The sequence below is a fragment of the Micromonospora sp. NBC_00898 genome (genome assembly GCF_045207895.1).
Classification (GTDB): domain Bacteria; phylum Actinomycetota; class Actinomycetes; order Mycobacteriales; family Micromonosporaceae; genus Micromonospora.
On record NZ_CP108775.1, the window covers coordinates 753,097 to 769,686 of the forward strand.

At 74.2% G+C, this 16,590-nt stretch carries 16 protein-coding genes; 11 read left to right on the forward strand and 5 right to left on the reverse strand.

All coding sequences use genetic code 11. The features are described from left to right. Positions 1-68: 68 nt before the first annotated feature. Positions 69-1,100, forward strand: a complete 1,032-nt coding sequence (locus OG799_RS03565; protein ID WP_406043041.1) for a ferrochelatase — start codon at positions 69-71, stop codon at positions 1,098-1,100. Continuing rightward, complete coding sequence (locus OG799_RS03570) at positions 1,049-1,918, forward strand: HAD-IIA family hydrolase (RefSeq protein ID WP_406043043.1); 870 nt, start codon at positions 1,049-1,051, stop codon at positions 1,916-1,918. The genes OG799_RS03565 and OG799_RS03570 overlap by 52 nt, the downstream gene beginning before the upstream one ends. 21 nt (positions 1,919-1,939) lie before the next feature. Here OG799_RS03570 and OG799_RS03575 read toward each other — a convergent pair whose 3' ends face one another. Next, the gene (locus OG799_RS03575) at positions 1,940-2,734 is read right to left on the reverse strand and encodes a hypothetical protein (protein ID WP_406043045.1); all 795 of its coding nucleotides are present in this window, start codon (positions 2,732-2,734) and stop codon (positions 1,940-1,942) included. A 180-nt stretch (positions 2,735-2,914) separates the two neighbouring features. On the opposite strand from OG799_RS03575, the gene OG799_RS03580 reads away from it, so the two are divergent. After that, positions 2,915-3,727, forward strand: coding sequence for a DUF3097 domain-containing protein (locus OG799_RS03580; protein ID WP_406043047.1), 813 nt, complete (start codon positions 2,915-2,917; stop codon positions 3,725-3,727). A 508-nt stretch (positions 3,728-4,235) separates the two neighbouring features. Here OG799_RS03580 and OG799_RS03585 read toward each other — a convergent pair. After that, positions 4,236-5,549 carry a serine hydrolase domain-containing protein gene (locus tag OG799_RS03585; RefSeq protein ID WP_406046194.1) on the reverse strand — a complete coding sequence of 438 codons (1,314 nt, stop codon included), beginning with the start codon at positions 5,547-5,549 and terminating at the stop codon, positions 4,236-4,238. 93 nt (positions 5,550-5,642) lie between these two features. On the opposite strand from OG799_RS03585, the gene OG799_RS03590 reads away from it, so the two are divergent. From OG799_RS03590 to OG799_RS03605, 4 genes are all read left to right on the forward strand, one after another. Further along, positions 5,643-6,116, forward strand: a complete 474-nt coding sequence (locus OG799_RS03590) for an NfeD family protein (RefSeq protein WP_406043049.1) — start codon at positions 5,643-5,645, stop codon at positions 6,114-6,116. A gap of 5 nt (positions 6,117-6,121) precedes the next feature. Further along, positions 6,122-7,228, forward strand: coding sequence for an SPFH domain-containing protein (locus OG799_RS03595; protein WP_406043051.1), 1,107 nt, complete (start codon positions 6,122-6,124; stop codon positions 7,226-7,228). A gap of 151 nt (positions 7,229-7,379) precedes the next feature. Further along, complete coding sequence (locus OG799_RS03600) at positions 7,380-8,180, forward strand: hypothetical protein (RefSeq protein ID WP_406043053.1); 801 nt, start codon at positions 7,380-7,382, stop codon at positions 8,178-8,180. Positions 8,181-8,273: 93 nt separating this feature from the next. Then, positions 8,274-10,475 (forward strand): transglycosylase domain-containing protein, encoded by a 2,202-nt coding sequence (locus OG799_RS03605; RefSeq protein ID WP_406043055.1) that lies wholly within the window; start codon positions 8,274-8,276, stop codon positions 10,473-10,475. A gap of 65 nt (positions 10,476-10,540) precedes the next feature. Here OG799_RS03605 and OG799_RS03610 read toward each other — a convergent pair whose 3' ends face one another. From OG799_RS03610 to OG799_RS03620, 3 genes are read right to left on the reverse strand one after another with little or no spacing between them, the layout of a single operon-like run. Then, complete coding sequence (locus tag OG799_RS03610; protein WP_406043057.1) at positions 10,541-10,966, reverse strand: GNAT family N-acetyltransferase; 426 nt, start codon at positions 10,964-10,966, stop codon at positions 10,541-10,543. A 25-nt stretch (positions 10,967-10,991) separates the two neighbouring features. Then, on the reverse strand, positions 10,992-11,810 hold the full coding sequence (locus OG799_RS03615; RefSeq protein WP_406043059.1) for a zinc ribbon domain-containing protein: 819 nt from the start codon (positions 11,808-11,810) through the stop codon (positions 10,992-10,994). A gap of 41 nt (positions 11,811-11,851) precedes the next feature. Next, positions 11,852-12,454 (reverse strand): dTMP kinase, encoded by a 603-nt coding sequence (locus OG799_RS03620; RefSeq protein WP_406043061.1) that lies wholly within the window; start codon positions 12,452-12,454, stop codon positions 11,852-11,854. 167 nt (positions 12,455-12,621) lie between these two features. Here OG799_RS03620 and OG799_RS03625 point away from each other — a divergent pair, with 167 nt between their 5' ends. The 4 genes from OG799_RS03625 (at position 12,622) to OG799_RS03640 (ending at position 16,566) form a co-directional block, all read left to right on the forward strand. Next, the gene (locus tag OG799_RS03625) at positions 12,622-13,182 is read left to right on the forward strand and encodes a dihydrofolate reductase family protein (RefSeq protein ID WP_406043063.1); all 561 of its coding nucleotides are present in this window, start codon (positions 12,622-12,624) and stop codon (positions 13,180-13,182) included. 5 nt (positions 13,183-13,187) lie between these two features. Beyond that, positions 13,188-14,096, forward strand: a complete 909-nt coding sequence (locus OG799_RS03630; protein ID WP_406043065.1) for a TrmH family RNA methyltransferase — start codon at positions 13,188-13,190, stop codon at positions 14,094-14,096. 114 nt (positions 14,097-14,210) lie between these two features. Next, the gene (locus OG799_RS03635) at positions 14,211-14,714 is read left to right on the forward strand and encodes a hypothetical protein (RefSeq protein ID WP_406043067.1); all 504 of its coding nucleotides are present in this window, start codon (positions 14,211-14,213) and stop codon (positions 14,712-14,714) included. A 46-nt stretch (positions 14,715-14,760) separates the two neighbouring features. Then, positions 14,761-16,566, forward strand: a complete 1,806-nt coding sequence (locus OG799_RS03640; protein WP_406043069.1) for a PucR family transcriptional regulator — start codon at positions 14,761-14,763, stop codon at positions 16,564-16,566. Positions 16,567-16,590: the final 24 nt, after the last annotated feature.

Sequence of the window (16,590 nt, forward strand, 5' to 3'; positions counted from 1 at the left end):
CAGCCGCGAAACCCGACCGTTCCGGGGTGGTCGTCGAACCGTCACGGCCGTCGGGGGAGAATGGCGCCATGGCGTACGACGCGTTGGTGCTGGTCTCCTTCGGCGGCCCGGAGCGGCCTGAGGACGTGCTGCCGTTCCTGCAGAACGTGACCCGCGGGCGGGGCGTGCCGCCCGAGCGGCTGGCGGAGGTCGCCGAGCACTACCTGCACTTCGGCGGGGTCTCCCCGATCAACGAGCAGAACCGGGAGCTGCTCGCCGCGATCCGGGCGGACTTCGCGGCGAACGGTATCGACCTGCCGGTCTACTGGGGCAACCGGAACTGGGACCCGATGCTCGCCGACACCGTGACCCGGATGCGCGACGACGGGGTCAAGCGGGCGCTCGCCTTCGTCACCAGCGCGTACGGCGGCTACTCGTCCTGCCGGCAGTACCAGGAGGACATCGCCGCCGCCCGCGCCGCCGTCGGCCCGGACGCCCCGGTGATCGAGAAGCTGCGGCAGTTCTGGGACCACCCCGGCTTCGTCGAGCCGCACGCCGACGCGGTGCAGGCGGCCCTCGCGCAGCTCGACCCGGCGAAGCGGGACACCACCCGGCTGGTCTTCACCGCGCACTCCGTCCCGACCTCGATGGCCGCCACCGCCGGCCCGAACGGCGGCCGGTACACCGCACAGCTGGCGGAGGCCGCCCGGCTGGTGCACGCCGCCGCGGCCCCGGACCTGCCGTACGACCTGGTCTGGCAGAGCCGGTCCGGCCCGCCGCAGGTGCCGTGGCTGGAGCCGGACATCAACGACCACCTGGCCAGCCTCGCCGAGTCCGGCGTGACCGGTGTGGTGGTCAGCCCGATCGGCTTCGTCTCCGACCACCTGGAGGTGGTCTGGGACCTCGACACCGAGGCGCTCGAGACGGCCAAGCAGTTCGGCCTGGACTTCGTCCGGGCCGGCACCCCGGGCACCGACCCGCGCTTCGTGACCATGGTCCGCGAGCTGGTGACCGAGCGGACCGCGCCGGACGGGGAGCGGCTGCGCCGGCGCCTCGGCGAGCTGCCGATGTGGGACACCTGCCCGACGCCGTGCTGCGTGCCCGCCGCCCGCCGTCCATGAGCCCGACCGACCCCTACACCCCCTTGGGACGACGACTGATGCATGACCGCAAGCCGGTGCAGAGCTGGCTCACCGACATGGACGGCGTGCTGGTGCACGAGGGCCAGCCGGTGCCCGGCGCGCCCGAGTTCATCAAGCGGCTGCGTGCCTCCGGCAAGCCGTTCCTGGTCCTCACCAACAACTCGATCTACACCCCGCGGGACCTCCAGGCCCGGCTGGTCCGGATGGGGCTGGACGTGCCGGAGGAGGCGATCTGGTCGTCCGCGCTGGCCACCGCCAAGTTCCTGGACGACCAGCGGCCGGGCGGCACCGCGTACGTGATCGGGGAGGCCGGGCTGACCACGGCCCTGCACGCGGTGGGGTACGTGCTGAGCGACTTCGCCCCCGACTACGTGGTGCTGGGGGAGACCCGCACCTACAGCTTCGAGGCGATCACCAAGGCGGTCCGGCTGATCAACGACGGGGCCCGGTTCATCTGCACCAACCCGGACGTGACCGGCCCCTCGGTGGAGGGCGCCCTGCCGGCCGCCGGCTCGGTGGCGGCGATGATCTCGAAGGCGACCGGGGTGGAGCCCTACTTCGTGGGCAAGCCCAACCCGATGATGATGCGCTCGGCGTTGAACACCATCGAGGCGCACTCGGAGAGCACCGCGATGATCGGCGACCGGATGGACACCGACATCCTCTGCGGGCTGGAGGCGGGGCTGGAGACGATCCTGGTGCTGACCGGGATCAGCAGCCGCGCCGAGACGGAGCGGTACCCGTACCGGCCGTCCCGGATCGTCGACTCCGTCGCCGATCTGATCGACGAGATCTGACCCCGCCGCCCGGCTCCGCCGTCAGGGGCGCAGCGGGGCGTTGCAGGCGGCGACCAGGGCCTGCCGGCAGGCGGTGGTGAGCGGGCGCAGCGCGGCGTCGCGCTGCTGGGCCTCGTAGTTGTTGATCGCCCCGCCGGGCGCGCTGTGCCCGGCGAGGGCGAGCACCCGGTCCAGCACGGCCGCCCGGGCGAAGAGCCGCCGGGCCCGCGGGTCGAAGCCCGGTGGCAGGTCGGTGGCGCCGTCCGGCCGGCGCAGCGCGGCGAGGGCCCCGGCCAGCTCCGGCCGCCACTGGGCGACGTCGAGGCGGGTCAGCGCGGCGGTGGTCTCCGCGAGCGCCGCGGCCAGCTCCGCCTCCGCCTCGGCCGCGCCGGGCGCGGCGAGCGACGCCGCGGGTGCGTTCGGCGGCAGCGGGTACACCCGCCAGAGCACCGTCTCCCAGGTCATCCCCGAACCGGAGGTGTGGCTGCGGACCTCCGGGATCAGCCCGAGGCCGCCGGCGACCACCGCCTCCCCGGCGAGCAGCGCCGCGCCGGCGAAGTCACCGGGCCCGGGCAGCCCGCGCGGGTCGCCGGGCGCGGGCAGCACCAGCCGGATCTCGTCGGGGGTGAGCTTGGCCAGGGTGGGCAGCGCGTCTCGCAGCGGGACGTCGGTCCAGGTGCCGGGGGCGTCGGCGACCAGGTGCTCCTCGTCGCCGGCGACGGAGTCGGCGACCTCGTCGAAGGGCACCAGGCCGGCGCGCCAGGCGCGCGCCCAGGCAACGAACCGGCTGGACCGGCGCGGAGCCAGCGTGGCCGCGCCCGTTGCGGGGAGGGACATGCGGAAAGGGTACGTGCTCCCCGCCGCCCCTGTCTCGACTGCCGCTCCGGCCGCGTAGCCTGCCCCGAACTGCCTTCTTCGCCCCTTTTGCGGGTCGGCGGCGTCCGCCACGCCGGGCGGCCGGCGAACCGGCGGCGCGTCGCCGGGCGGCGCGCCGGACCGCCGGTTAGCGTGATCCACATGGCGGGGCGATACGGCGAGGACGTGCTGGCGGGGGACTGGCGACGGCGGAAGGTCACCCCCGAGGTGGACGCCGAGCCGGACCTGGTGGTCGAGGACGCCGACTCCGGGTTCTGCGGCGCGGTGGTCGGCTTCGAGGCCGGTGCGGTGGTGCTGGAGGACCGGCACGGCCGGCGGCGCAACTTCCCGCTGCTGCCGGCGGCGTTCCTGCTCGACGGCCGGCCGGTCACGCTGCGCCGGCCGACCCGCGCCCCGGTGCCGGCGGCCCGGCGGCGTACCGCCTCCGGCTCGATCGCCGTCGACAACGTCCGCGCCCAGGTCGCCAAGGCCAGCCGGATCTGGGTCGAGGGGGTGCACGACGCCGCGCTGGTGGAGCGGATCTGGGGCGACGACCTGCGGATCGAGGGCGTGGTGGTGGAACCGCTCGACGGCATCGACGCCCTCGACGCCGAGGTCCGCGCCTTCGGCCCCGGCCCGGGCCGGCGGCTCGGCGTGCTCGTCGACCACCTGGTGCCCGGCTCCAAGGAGAGCCGGATCGTGGCGAAGGTGACCTCACCGCACGTGCTGGTCACCGGGCACCCGTACGTCGACGTCTGGCAGGCGGTCAAGCCGGCGGCGCTCGGCATCGCGGCCTGGCCGGTGGTGCCGCCCGGACGGCCGTGGAAGGAGGGCGTCTGCGCGGCCCTCGGGGTGGCTGAGCCGGCGGACCTGTGGCGGCGCATCCTGTCCCGGGTCGACGGCTTCGCCGACGTGGAGACGCCGCTGATCAACGCGATGGAACGGTTGATCGACTTCGTGACCGAGGCTGGGTAGTCCTGTTGCCGATTGTCGTCGGTTGCTGTTCAGGGCCGGGGACCCGTCGTGTTCGGCGGGTTGGTCCGTGGTTGCTGTTCGGGGCCGGGGGCCGCCGTGACCGGCTCCGGGCGGTCAGGCTTGATCCCTCCGCCGGTCACGGCGGCCCCCGGCCCGTCGCGGGCGGGCTGCGGGGTCCGGTCGCGGTCCGGAGGCGGGGTGGTTCTCGGGGCGCTACGAACCTGATGACGTCGATGATTCAGGCTCTCGCCGGAATCGGTGTCCCTGGTCCCTGCGCAGCCTCCTGCCCTGCTGGCCCGTGGCAGGGCAGGACTGATCCGTTTACGTCATCAGCTCCATAGCGGCTGCTTGCCTACCTACCCGCCTGCCTGGGCCCTGCCCTGCCCTGGCTTCCCCTGGCCCGACCCGACCCGACCCGACCCGGCCTGGCCTGGGCTGGGTTGGTTGGGGGTGGTTGAGAGCGGCCGGAGGGGGCGGGTCAGGTGGGAGTGGGTGGACCGGGTGGCGGTCAGGGTTCCTGGTCGGGGCTGCGGGTGAAGACGAAGGTGGCGATGTCCAGGGCGACGGGGTGGCCGGACGCGTCGCGGACGACGGTGAGGAGCTCGCCGTCCTGGCCGCCGGAGCGGCCGCGCCAGCGGTCCGGACCCTCCGGGGTGAACCGGAGCACCGGCTGACCGACGGGGCCGGCGAGCAGGTCGCCGGAGCCGTCGGGGCGGACCTCGTACTCGGCGCCCATCCACCACCAGCGGCCGGTGAGTTCGGCGAGGTCGGCCGGGGGCGGCGCGGCCGGGCGCCACGGGGTCGGCGGGGCCGGCTCGGCGTCCAGCACGAGGGTGAGGATCTGCCGGGCCAGCCCGACGATGTGGTGCCCGCCGCGCAGGCCGTACGAGTTGGCGAAGTCCACCACGGCGGTGCGGCTGGGCCGGTGCACCGCCAGCCCGGCGAGGTAGCCGGGCATCGAGCCCCCGTGCCCGACGTACACCCGGTCGCCGACCCGGTAGAGCTCCACGCCGAGGCCGTGCCCGCCGGTCCACGAGTCGAGGTCGCTGATCACCACCGGCGCGCACATCTCGGTCAGCGTCCGCGGCGCGAGCACCTCCGCTGTCGGGTCGGCCAGGAACGCGGCCCAGCGGCCCAGGTCCTCGACGGTGGACCAGAGCTGGCCGGCGGGGGCCATCGCGCCGGTGTCGGTACGCGGCTCCTCGCGCAGGGTGTCGTGCCACGGGTGCACGACGTAGCCCCGGGCGTACGGCTCGGTGGCGTGGTAGGTGGTCCGGCGCATGCCGAGCGGGGCGAGGATCCGCTCGCGGAGCAGGTCGTACCAGGGCGTGCCGGTGATCCGCTCCAGCACCCCGCCGAGCAGCCCGTACGCCAGGTTGGAGTAGTGGTAGACGTGGTGCGGCGGGTAGGCGATCTTGTCCGGGGTCAGCCCGGCGACGAGGGTGGCCAGGTCGACCCCCTCGGTCCGTTCCCACCAGGAACCTTCCGGCTCCCGCTGCAGGCCGCTGGCGTGCCCGAGCAGTTGGCGCAGGGTGAGTGCGCCGACCGGGGTGCCGGGCAGGTGCCGCTCCAGCGGATCGTCCAGGGCGAGCCGGCCGGCGTCGCGCTGCTGCATGACCAGCACCGCGGTCATCGTCTTGCTGATCGAGCCGAGCCGGTACTGCCGGTCGGCGTCCGGTCGCGGGTGTTCGCCGGCGGCCGCGAGGTGCGTGAGGGTCCCGTCCCGGACCACCCCGAGGGCGAGCGAGGGCGTACGCCCCTCCGCCTGGGCCCGGTTGACCAGGGCGTCGACCTGTCGGGCGGTGTCGGGCAGCAGGGGCACGGCGTTCTCCTCGGTGGGGCGGGATCGGGTGCCGCCGAGCTTACTGATCATCGCGGGGCGCTGCTGCGTGCTTCGACGTGTCACGATTGCCGTGTGGACGCCGTGGTGTGGATCGTGCTGGGTGTGGTGCTGGCGGTCGCCGAGATCTTCACGACGACGCTGTTCCTGATCATGTTCGCGGCCGGGGCGTTCGCCGCCGCCGGGGCCGCCGCGCTCGGTGCCCCGGTGGCGCTCCAGGCGCTGGTCTTCGCGGTGGTCTCCGCGCTCTCGGTGGCGGTGGTCCGGCCGGTCATCTGGCGGCACGCGCAGTCCGCGTTGGAGAGCGGCGACCAGCCGTTCGGGGTCGAGGCGATCGAGGGCTCCACCGCGCTGGTGCTGGAGCGGGTGGACGCCGAGCACGGCATGGTCAAGATCGACGGCGAGCTGTGGACCGCCCGCTCGTACGACGTGACACAGCGCTTTGAGCCTGGTGAGCGGGTGCAGGTGATCAAGGTCCGGGGTGCCACCGCCCTGGTCTGGCAGGACGACATTTCCCACCCCGGTGAGCTTCCCGAAGCGAAAAGGTGAACGGTATGGACTTTGCATTGGTGCTGTTGGCCGCCGTGGCGTTGATCGTCGTGGTGACGCTGATCAAGGCGGTGCGGATCGTGCCGCAGCAGCGCCAGGACGTCGTCGAACGGCTCGGCAAGTACAAGCGGACCCTGAGCCCCGGGCTCAATCTGCTCATCCCGTACATCGACGCGGTGCGCACCAAGGTCGACATGCGGGAGCAGGTGGTCAGCTTCCCGCCCCAGCCGGTGATCACCTCGGACAACCTCGTCGTGTCGATCGACACGGTGCTCTACTTCAAGGTGGTCGACTCCGTTCGCGCCACCTACGAGATCTCCAACTTCCTCCAGGCCATTGAGCAGTTGACCGTCACCACGCTGCGCAACGTGATCGGCTCGCTCGACCTCGAGCGCGCGCTGACCAGCCGGGACGAGATCAACCGGCACCTCTCCGGGGTGCTGGACGAGACCACCGGCCGCTGGGGCATCAAGGTCACCCGGGTCGAGATCAAGGCGATCGAGCCGCCGCCGAGCATCCGCGACTCGATGGAGAAGCAGATGCGCGCCGAGCGGGACCGCCGGGCGGCGATCCTCACGGCCGAGGGGCACAAGCAGTCGCAGATCCTCACCGCCGAGGGCGACAAACAGTCCGCCGTGCTCCGCGCCGACGGTGACCGGCAGGCTCGGATCCTCCAGGCCGAGGGTCAGGCGAAGGCGATCCGGACGGTCTTCGACGCGATCCACCAGGCCAACCCGAGCCAGAAGGTGCTCGCCTACCAGTACCTCCAGGCGCTGCCGCAGATCGCCAACGGCACCGCCAACAAGGTGTGGATCGTGCCGGCCGAGCTGACGAAGGCCCTCGAGGGGATGGGCGGCGCGCTGGGCGGTCTGGGCCAGATGGTGGGTGACGTCCCGGCGCCGGAGGCGGCCGACCACGCGATCCAGGTGGAGCGCGAGGCCGCCGAGGCGGCGCAGGCCGCCGCCGCCGCGGCCCAGCAGATCCACGACGAGGTACGCGTCGCCGAGGCGCAGGCCACCGGCGGTGCGAAGCCGCAGGGGCTGCCCGCGCCGGAGCCGGTTTCCCCGGACAGCCTGCTCAACGACCCCACGGACCAGCGCGAGCGGGGCTGATCCGGCCGCCGTCCGAGCCGGGCGGCAAATGCGAGAAACACTCATACGGCGCCCCGGCGCCTGCCACGATCAGTCTGAGGACGGGTGGTGAGCAGGAGTCGGGGCGCCGTACGCGTCCCGCGCCGCACCCGCAGGCGGAGCGAGGTGACGCATGAAGGATCCGGCGAACAGCATGTGGTCCAGGACCCCGGTCCCCGGCGCGCACGATCCCGCCGGCCCACTGGGTACCCGGCGTACCGGGGGCGGGTTCGGGGTGCTGCCGTTCGTCTCCGACCCCGGTCCGGCCGCCCCGGCCACCAACGCGAGCTGGGCCTGGTCGGTACGGCGCTTCGCCCGCGCGGCGGTCTGGCTGCTGCCCGCGTACGCGATCCTCTACGGCCTGGTGGCGATGGCCAGCGACGGCGGCGTGGGCAACGACCCCTACCCGGCCGACGGCCAGCCGCTCTACCTGGTGGGCTGGGTGGCGGCGGTCTGGCTGGGCCTGCTCGCCCTGCTGGCGCTGACCGGGCTGCTCGCCGCCACCCGGTGCCGCCGGGTCGCCGCGGCCGGCCTGCTGGTCAGCATCGCCGGCACCGTGCTGATGCTGCCCTTCGCCGGGCTGGCCGAGCAGACGCCGGTCTTCGGTACCACCGCGCGCAGTCTGGTCCTGGTCGGGGCCACCTGTTACAGCCTCGGGTGGGTCCTCACCGGGTGGTCGGTGGCCCGGTCCGGAATGTTCAGCTACGGCGACGGGGTGATGCTGATGATCGCCGCCCCGCTGCTCGGCCTCGGCGGCGCGCTGATCGGCTCACTGCAGACCTTCGGCGCGCTCTTCGTGCTGGTCGCCGGCATCGGCATCGGCTACCGCTCGGGCCGCCTGGTGCCCGCCGCCATCGCCCGGGACGCCGCCACCGCCAGCGTCTCCACCCCGACCGTGCCCGGATCCTCCCCGAACGGCCCCCTGCCCACCTGATGACCCGCTCGTAGCTGGGAAGTCACCGTGAGGTAACTGACAGTTGGCTGGCGGGGTGGCCGGTTGGCGGCTTTCGCGGTAATCCTGGGGTGCATGCCGTCACTCCGGGCGCCGCTGTCGCGGCTCTTCACCGTGCTCCTCGCCGGCGCCCTCGCCGGGCTCGTCCTCGCGCTCGCCGTGCTGCCGGGCGGCCTGCTCGGCGGGCAGGTCGCCAAGGCGGCCCTCGGGGCGTACGCGGAACTGCCCGCCGCGCTGCGCACTCCCGCGCAGCCCCAGCGCTCCTACCTCTACGCCAGCGACGGCAAGACCCTGATCACCACGTTCTACGACGTGAACCGCACCGACGTGCCGCTGGCGGAGATCGCCCCGGTGATGCGGCAGGCGATCGTCGCGGCCGAGGACCGGCGCTTCTACTCCCACGGCGGCGCCGACCTGCGCGGCATCGCCCGGGCCCTGGTCGCCAACGTCCGCGGCGGCGGCACCGAGCAGGGCGGCTCGACGCTGACCATGCAGTACGTCCGCAACGTGCTCAAGACCGACCCGACCCGCACCGCCGAGGAGCGGCAGGCCGCCACCGAGCAGACCGTCGGGCGCAAGATCCAGGAGATCCGGTACGCGGCCGCGCTGGAGAAGACCCTCAGCAAGGACGAGATCCTCAACCGCTACCTGAACATCGCCTACTTCGGCTCCGGGGCGTACGGCGTCGCGGCGGCCAGCCAGCGCTACTTCGGCAAGGCGCCGGCCGACCTGACCCTGGGCGAGGCGGCCCTGCTCGCCGGGCTGGTGCAGTCGCCCGACGAGTACAGCCCGATCGACGGGGACAAGGCCCGGGCGGTGGAGCGCCGGGCGTACGTGCTCGACTCGATGGCCGACACCGGCGCGATCACCGCGGCGCAGGCCGCCGCGGCCAAGGCGGAGAAGCTCACCCTGCACCCGACCGCCCAGCCGAACGGCTGCACCGCGGTCGCCCAGGGGCACGACGACTGGGGCTTCTTCTGCGACTACCTCCGCCAGTGGTGGCTGGCCCAGCCCGCCTTCGGCAACACCGTCAAGGAGCGCGAGCAGGCGCTGCGCCGCGGCGGCTACACCGTGGTCACCTCGCTGGACCCGAAGGTCCAGCAGACCGCGCAGCAGCAGGCCACCGCCGTCTACGGGTACGACAACAAGCGCGCCCTGCCGATCGCGGCGGTCGAGCCGGGGACCGGCCGGGTGCTCGCCATGGCGGTCAACCGGCACTACAGCCTGGACGGGAACCCGGCCGGGCAGGCCAACCGGCCGAACACCGTCAACCCGCTGATCTCCGGCGGCGACAGCGTCGACGGCTACCAGGCCGGCTCCACCTTCAAGATGTTCACCATGCTCGCGGCGCTGGAGGCCGGCAGGACCCTCTCCACCGGCTTCGACGCGCCCGCCAAGCTGCCCACCCGGTACGACGCCGAGGGCGAGGGCACCTGCGACGGCAAGTGGTGCCCGGCCAACGCCAACCCGCAGTGGATGGACGGGTACCGGATGATGTGGGACGGCTTCGGCCGCTCCGTGAACACCTACTTCGTCTGGCTCGCCGAGCAGATCGGGCCGGCCAAGGCGGTCGAGATGGCACAGCGGCTCGGGATCACCTTCCGGGCCGACTCCGACGCCGCCTTCGCCAAGGACAACGCCGAGAACTGGGGCGCGTTCACCCTCGGCGTCGCCGCCACCACCCCGCTCGACCTGGCCAACGCGTACGCCACGGTGGCCGCCGAGGGGACATACTGCACGCCGATGCCGGTGGTCTCGGTGACCGCCGCGAACGGCGAGAAGGTGGCCGTCGGCCAGCCCTCCTGCAAGAAGGTGCTGGACACCGACGTGGCCCGGGCGGCCACCGACGCGGCCCGCTGCCCGGTCGGCCAGCAGTCGGCGTACGGGCAGTGCAACGGCGGCACCGCGACGTCGGTCGACCGGATCGTCGGCCGGCCGGTGGCCGGCAAGACCGGCAGTTCGGAGCAGAACGCCACCGAGACCTTCGTCGGCTTCACCCCGCAGGTCGCGGTGGCCGGCATCGCCGCCGACCCGGACGACTCGACCGACCTGGTCGGCTCGCCGGTGCAGGCGAGGGTGATCGACGCGGTGGCCCGGGTGATCAAGACCGCGGTCAGCGGTCAGCCGGTGAAGGACTTCACCGCGCCGAGCCGGGAGTTGGCCGGCGACCCGCAGCGGCCGAAGCCGCAGCCGACCCCGCGGCCCGACCAGCCGCAGCAGCAGGACCGCGGCATCCCCTCGGACATCCTGCGCTGGCTGCAGAACCGCCGCGGCTGACGGGACAGCTTGAGATCTTGGACAGTTGCCGTTCGCGCTGAACGGCAACTGTCCAAGATCCGTTCTCAGCGCCCGTCGGGCCGGTGCGGGCCGACCCGGAACATGCCGGTCATGTCGTCGTGCACGGCGTACCCGAACCGGCGGTAGAGGCTGACCGACTCCCCGGCGGCGAAGAGCCCGACGAACGTCCGGGTGCCGGCCCGGCCGGCGATCCACTCCTCCAGCCGGCCCAGCATCGCCGCGCCGACCCCGCGCCGCTGCCGCTCCGGCAGCACGGCCAGGTCCTGCAGGTAGTAGTAGATCGCCCCGTCGCCGATCAGCCGCCCGAGCCCGATCACCCGGTCGCCCTCGACCGCGACCACCCCGTGCAGCGAGGCGGCCAGGGAGGCCGGGATCGCCGCCGGGTCGTACGCGTCGGCCCAGCCGACGGCCGACGTGACGGCGACGAACTCCTCGACGGTGGGCAGCCGGTCCACCAGGCGGTATTCCATGATCGGCAATCTAGTGCGGTGTCCACTAACGTTCACCGGGTTTGCGGTGGGTGTTGTGGATCCTCGCCTGTTGGGCGAGCGACTCCCCACCGCTGGGTGGTGGGGCGGGCCTCCGCGGGCCAACCGATCCTCGCGCCGCCCGGGGTGGGCGGCGGGGGTCACGTCGGGATCGGCCGGCACCGGGGAGGTGCCGGCCGGCTCGACGGTGCGTGACCACCTCAGGCAGCACTGCGGCTGTCGGGGTGGTGGATCCGCCGCCCGGGCTGCGGGTGGCGATGCTGGCGGCCGCGACGAGGTCGCGGTGGCCGGAGAATGCGCAGTGCGGGCAGGACAGGGTCCGGCCACGGGGTTTCGGCACCCGCCGGTGGCAGGTGGGGCAGGTGGAGGAGGTGCCGCGTTCGTTGACCAGCCGGACGGTGATGCCGGCGAGGGTGGCCTTGTCGGTGAGGACCTGCAGGAGCCGGCCGATCTGCCACTGCCGCAACCGCAGGTTGTGCCGCCGCCCCGCCGGCAGGTCCAACACCCCGCGAGGATCGCCGACGTGCAGCACACCCACCCGCTGCCGCACCGCCCACGAGATCACGGTGGCGGCGGCATCGTGCTGGGCCTGCCGCACCCGGCGCCGGTGCCGGCCCTCCACCAGACGTGCCCGACGCCGGTACTGCCGCCACCGCCGCGACCCCTTCTCACCCGCCTTCGGGGCCCGCCGTGCCACGGCACGGCGGCGGGCTTTGGTGTCGGCCAGGTGCATCCGGTGCTCGGCGCGGATCGCCCGCCCCGACACCAGAAGTGCCTCCCCGTCGGGGCCGGCCACGGCGTAGGGGTGGATGATCCCCAGGTCCACCCCGGCCAACGTTCACGGCACTAGCCGGGACGGGCGTCCGATCAGCGCCGGACCAGCGGCGACACCACCCGGTCCAGCGCCGCCGCCACCTCGTCCGGGTCGCCGTCGCCGTCGACCACCACGAACGTGCCGAACTCGGGCAGCGCCCGGTAGGCGGCGTCCAGCGCCCGCAGGTGCGCCAGCTCCTCGGTGTCGATGCCCCGGGCCGTCACCCGGTCCCGCGCCACCACCGGCGAGGTGGCCAGGAAGCAGACCACGGTCGGCCGGGGGAACAGCGCGTACGCGGCGCGGGCCGCCCGAGCGCCGCGGTCGCCGCGGGCCGCCATGATCACGCACTGGCACCAGGTCCAGCGGTCCAGCACCGCCGTCCGACCGGTCACCCGGGACCAGAGCACCGTCCGGCTCATCGCCAGCGCGCGCACCGTCGCCTCGACGACCGGATAGAGGGTACGGCCGAACAGCGCCACCCCGTCGCGCCGGCCGAGGGCCCGGGCGAGCCGGTTCCACAGCGGGCGCCCGCCCGCGTTCTCGAAGTAGCTCGCCGGGGCGCCCGTCGCGCTGAGCCGGCGCGCCAGGGCCCGGGCCTGGGTGCTCTTGCCCGAGCCGTCGACACCGACCAGGGCGATCATCACGGGACCGGCCACGGGTGAGGACGGTACCGGGGCGGCGCAACCCGGGTGCGCCAGCCCGGTCGCCGGTGCGCGGAAGAACCCGAAGAAAACCGTCAGCCGCGGCTGTCGGATTTCACCGGGCGGCTCCGACCCATCGGTGACAGCGCCCGCCGGGGCGCGGCCGAAGGAGGAGGACCACCGTGGGAAAGACCATCTACTGGGTGCACCAGTCCGTCGACGGTTTCATCGAGGGGCCGGACGGGGAGTTCGACTGGCCCGCGATGGGCGCGGAGCTGTCCGCGTACTCCCTGGAGCTGAGCGAACGGGTCGGCGCGTTCGTCTACGGGCGCAGGGTCTGGGAGCTGATGTCGTACTGGTGGCCGCGGGCGGAGTCGATGTCCGAGGACCCGCACGACCTGGCGTTCGCGCCGATCTGGCGGCGTACCCCGAAGGTCGTCGTCTCCCGTACCCTGACCGCCGCCGACCACGAGGCCCGGGTGGTCGGCGGCGGCGACCTGGCCAAGGAGCTCGCCGAGGTACGCGAGCAGACCGACGGGGACCTGCTGCTCACCGGCGGCGCCGGCGCCGCCGCGGCGCTCACCGACCTCGGCCTGATCGACGAGTACCAGGTGATCGTGCACCCGGTGGTGCTCGGCGGCGGCAAGCCGGTCTTCCCCGGCAACGGCCGGCTCGCCCTGCGACTGGTCGACAGCCGCGGCTTCGACGGGAAGTCCGTGCTGCTGCGCTACACCCGGGCCTGAGGTAGGTGCGTCCTCGGACGGTCGTCGGCGGCACCGGACGTGGGCCAGGCCATGCCGGCGTGCCCGGCGGCCGGGGCGTCGGGGTCGGCCGGCAGAATCGTCGGGTGTCCGTCCACCAGATCACCGACCCCGACGACGACCGGATCGCCGACTACCGCGCGCTGACCGACGTCGAGCTGCGTACCCGCTGGGAACCCCCGCACGGCCTGTTCATCGCCGAGGGGGAGCTGGTGCTGCGGCGGGCGCTGCGGGCCGGCTACCCGGCCCGGTCGTACCTGGTCGACGCGAAGCGGGTCGACCAGCTCGCCGACCTCGACACCGGCGACGCCCCGGTCTACGCGGCCACCCAGGAGGTGCTCCAGCGGGCCACCGGCTTCCACGTGCACCGTGGGGTGCTGGCCTCGTTCCACCGCAAGCCGCTGCCGAGCGCGGCGGAGGTGCTGGCCGACGCCCGGCGGGCGGTCATCCTGGAGGACGTCAACAACCACACCAACCTCGGGGCGATCTTCCGGGCCGTGGCCGCGCTCGGCGTGGACGCGGTGCTGCTCTCCCCGTCCTGCGCCGACCCGCTCTACCGGCGCAGCGTCCGGGTCAGCATGGGCGAGGTCTTCGCCGTCCCGTACGCGAAGCTGGAGCCCTGGCCGGACGCCTTCGCCGAGGTCCGGGCGGCCGGCTTCACGGTGCTGGCGATGACGCCCGCGCCGGACGCGGTGCCGATCCAGCGGCTCGACGCGGCCCAGCGAGCCCGGGCGGCGCTGCTGATGGGAGCCGAGGGGGCCGGCCTGACCCGGGCCGCGATGGACGCCAGCGACGTCCGGGTGGTGATCCCGATGCGGCGCGGGGTGGACTCGCTCAACGTCGCCGCCGCCACCGCGGTGGCCTGCTGGGAACTGGGCCGCGACGACCCGCTCTGAGCCCCCACGGTCGGCGCCCGGATCGGTAGGGTCGCGCGCATGGAGCCGGTCACCACTGGTCGTGCCGTCGTGTGCGGGGCCCACGCGGTCGCCGTGGGAGGAGCCGGCTGTCTGATGTGGGCGTTCAGCGGTCCCGGTGTGGCGATGCTGCCCGCGGCGACGGCCGTCGCCGTGCTCGGCGTCGCGGTCGTGCTCTGGACGGTCGGGGCGCAGCTGTCGCACAGCGCCGGCCGGACCTGGCCGTGGTGGCTGCCCGTCGCGCCGACCATGGCGGTCGTCGTGCTCGCGTTGCTGGTGACGGGCCTGCCCCTGCGGGCGCGCTGGGCGCTGAGCCGGGACGCGTTCGCCGCGGTGGTGACCCGCCTGCCCGAACCGGCGACCACCACCGGATTCGACCGGGTGCCCGTGCCGGCGATGGTGGGCAGCTACCGGATCACCACCGCCTACCGGGTGCCCGGCGGTGTCGTCCTCTACGAGGCGAACGGCGCGTTCTTCGACGACGCCGGCTTCGCCTACCTGCCGGACGGGCCCACTCCGTCGCTCGGGAACGGGTCATTCGAGTCCCCGGTCTTCCGGCCGCTCGGCGGCGGCTGGTACCGCTGGACGGCGAGCTGGTGAACCATGGCGGAGCGGCTGTTCGGGATCAGGGGTGACGCAGGGTAACGTGACGGCCGTGTTCCCAACCGTCCGTGAGGTCCTCGCGCTCGACCCGGTGCGCCACGGCGCCCCGCGCCTGGTCGCCGGGGAAGCCGGGCTGGACCAGCCGGTCCGCTGGGTGCACGTGACCGAGGTGCCGGACATCGCCACCCTGCTCACCGGGCGGGAGTTGGTCCTCACCACCGGCATCGGGCTGCCCGCCGACGATGCCGGCCTGCGCGCGTTCATCGGCGACCTGGCCGACGTCGGGGTCTCCGGCCTGGTGGTCGAGCTGGGCCGCCGGTACGTCAGCGGGGTACCCCGGGTGATGGCGGCCGCCGCCGAGCGGCGCGGCCTGCCCCTGGTGGAGCTGCGCCGGGCCACCCCGTTCGTCCGGATCACCGAGGCGGTGCACGCGCTGATCGTGGACGCCCAGCTCACCGAGCTGCGTGCCACCGAGGAGATCCACCAGCGGTTCACCGAACTCTCCGTCGAGGGCGCCGACGCCACCGAGGTGGTGCGGCAGGCCGCCGAGCTGGCCGGCTGCCCGGTGGTGCTGGAGAACCTGTCCCGGCAGGTGCTCGCGTACGACCCGGCGGGGGAGAGCGCGGAGCTGCTGCTGGACGGCTGGGAACAGCACTCCCGGCGGATCCGGCCGGCCGGGCGGACCGCGTACGACCCGGACAGCGGCTGGCTGGTCACCACCGTCGGCGCCCGGGGCCAGGACTGGGGGCGGCTGCTGCTGCGCTGGGCGACCGGGACCCCGCCCACCCGGGTGACCATCCTGATCGAGCGGGCCGCCTCCACCCTGGCGCTCGGCCGGCTGATCCGCCGCGACGCCGAGGGGCTCGAACGGCAGATCCACCGCACCCTGCTCACCGCCCTGCTCGACCACTCCCGACCGGTCGACGAGGTGGCGTTGCGGGCGAAGGCGCTCGGCGTGACGCTCGACCGCCGGCACCTGGTCGGCGTGGTGGTCCGGCACCGCGCGGACGACCCGGCGGTCGACGGCGGCGCCGCCGAGACCGGCCCGGAGGCCGGCCCGGCCCGGCTGCGGGACCTCGCCGAGGCGGTCGGCCAGGCGCTGCGCGAGGCCAGGCTGACCGGCCTCACCAGCGCCGTCGACGACCAGGCCGTCGGCGCGCTGCTCGCGCTCCCCGACCCGGCCGCGGAGGAGAAGGCGCTGGCCGCGTTCGCCGCCACGCTGCACCGGGTACGCCTCGACGCCGCCCCGCACCGCCCACCTGCTCCCCGCCCGGCCGTGGGCAGCAGTGCCGGCGGCATCGGCGCCGGCGACGGATCGGCGCGGGCCGCCGGCGGGGCCGTGCGTGCCCCGGCCGCTCAGGTAGCCCGGCCGACCGATGGGCCGGTGCGGTCGGCGCCGGCGGCGGTCATCGTGGCCGCCGGGTCCGGGGTGGGTAGCCTGCGGGAGGCCGGACGGTCGCTGATCGAGGCGCGGCAGATCGCCGAGGCGGCCCGCCGGGACCGCCGGGACCTGCCGATCTTCCGGCTGCCGCACGTCGGGTTGGCCGGCCTGCTGCACCTGCTGCGGGACGAGCCCCGGCTGCAGACCTTCGTCGAGCGGGAACTCGGCGCGCTGCTCGCCTACGACGCGCGGCATCCCCGGGAGCAGCTGCTCGGCACCCTGCGGGCGTACCTGGAGCAGGGCCGGAACAAGTCGGCGGCGGCCGCCGCGGCGCACCTGTCCCGGCCGTCGTTCTACGAGCGGCTGGCCCGGATCGGCCGGATCCTCGACGTCGACCTCGACTCGGTCGAGGCCTGCCTCTCCCTGCACGTCGCCCTGCTCGCCCTCGACGCCGTGCGCACCCCCTGACCGCACCCGCCGACGGGCCGAGGC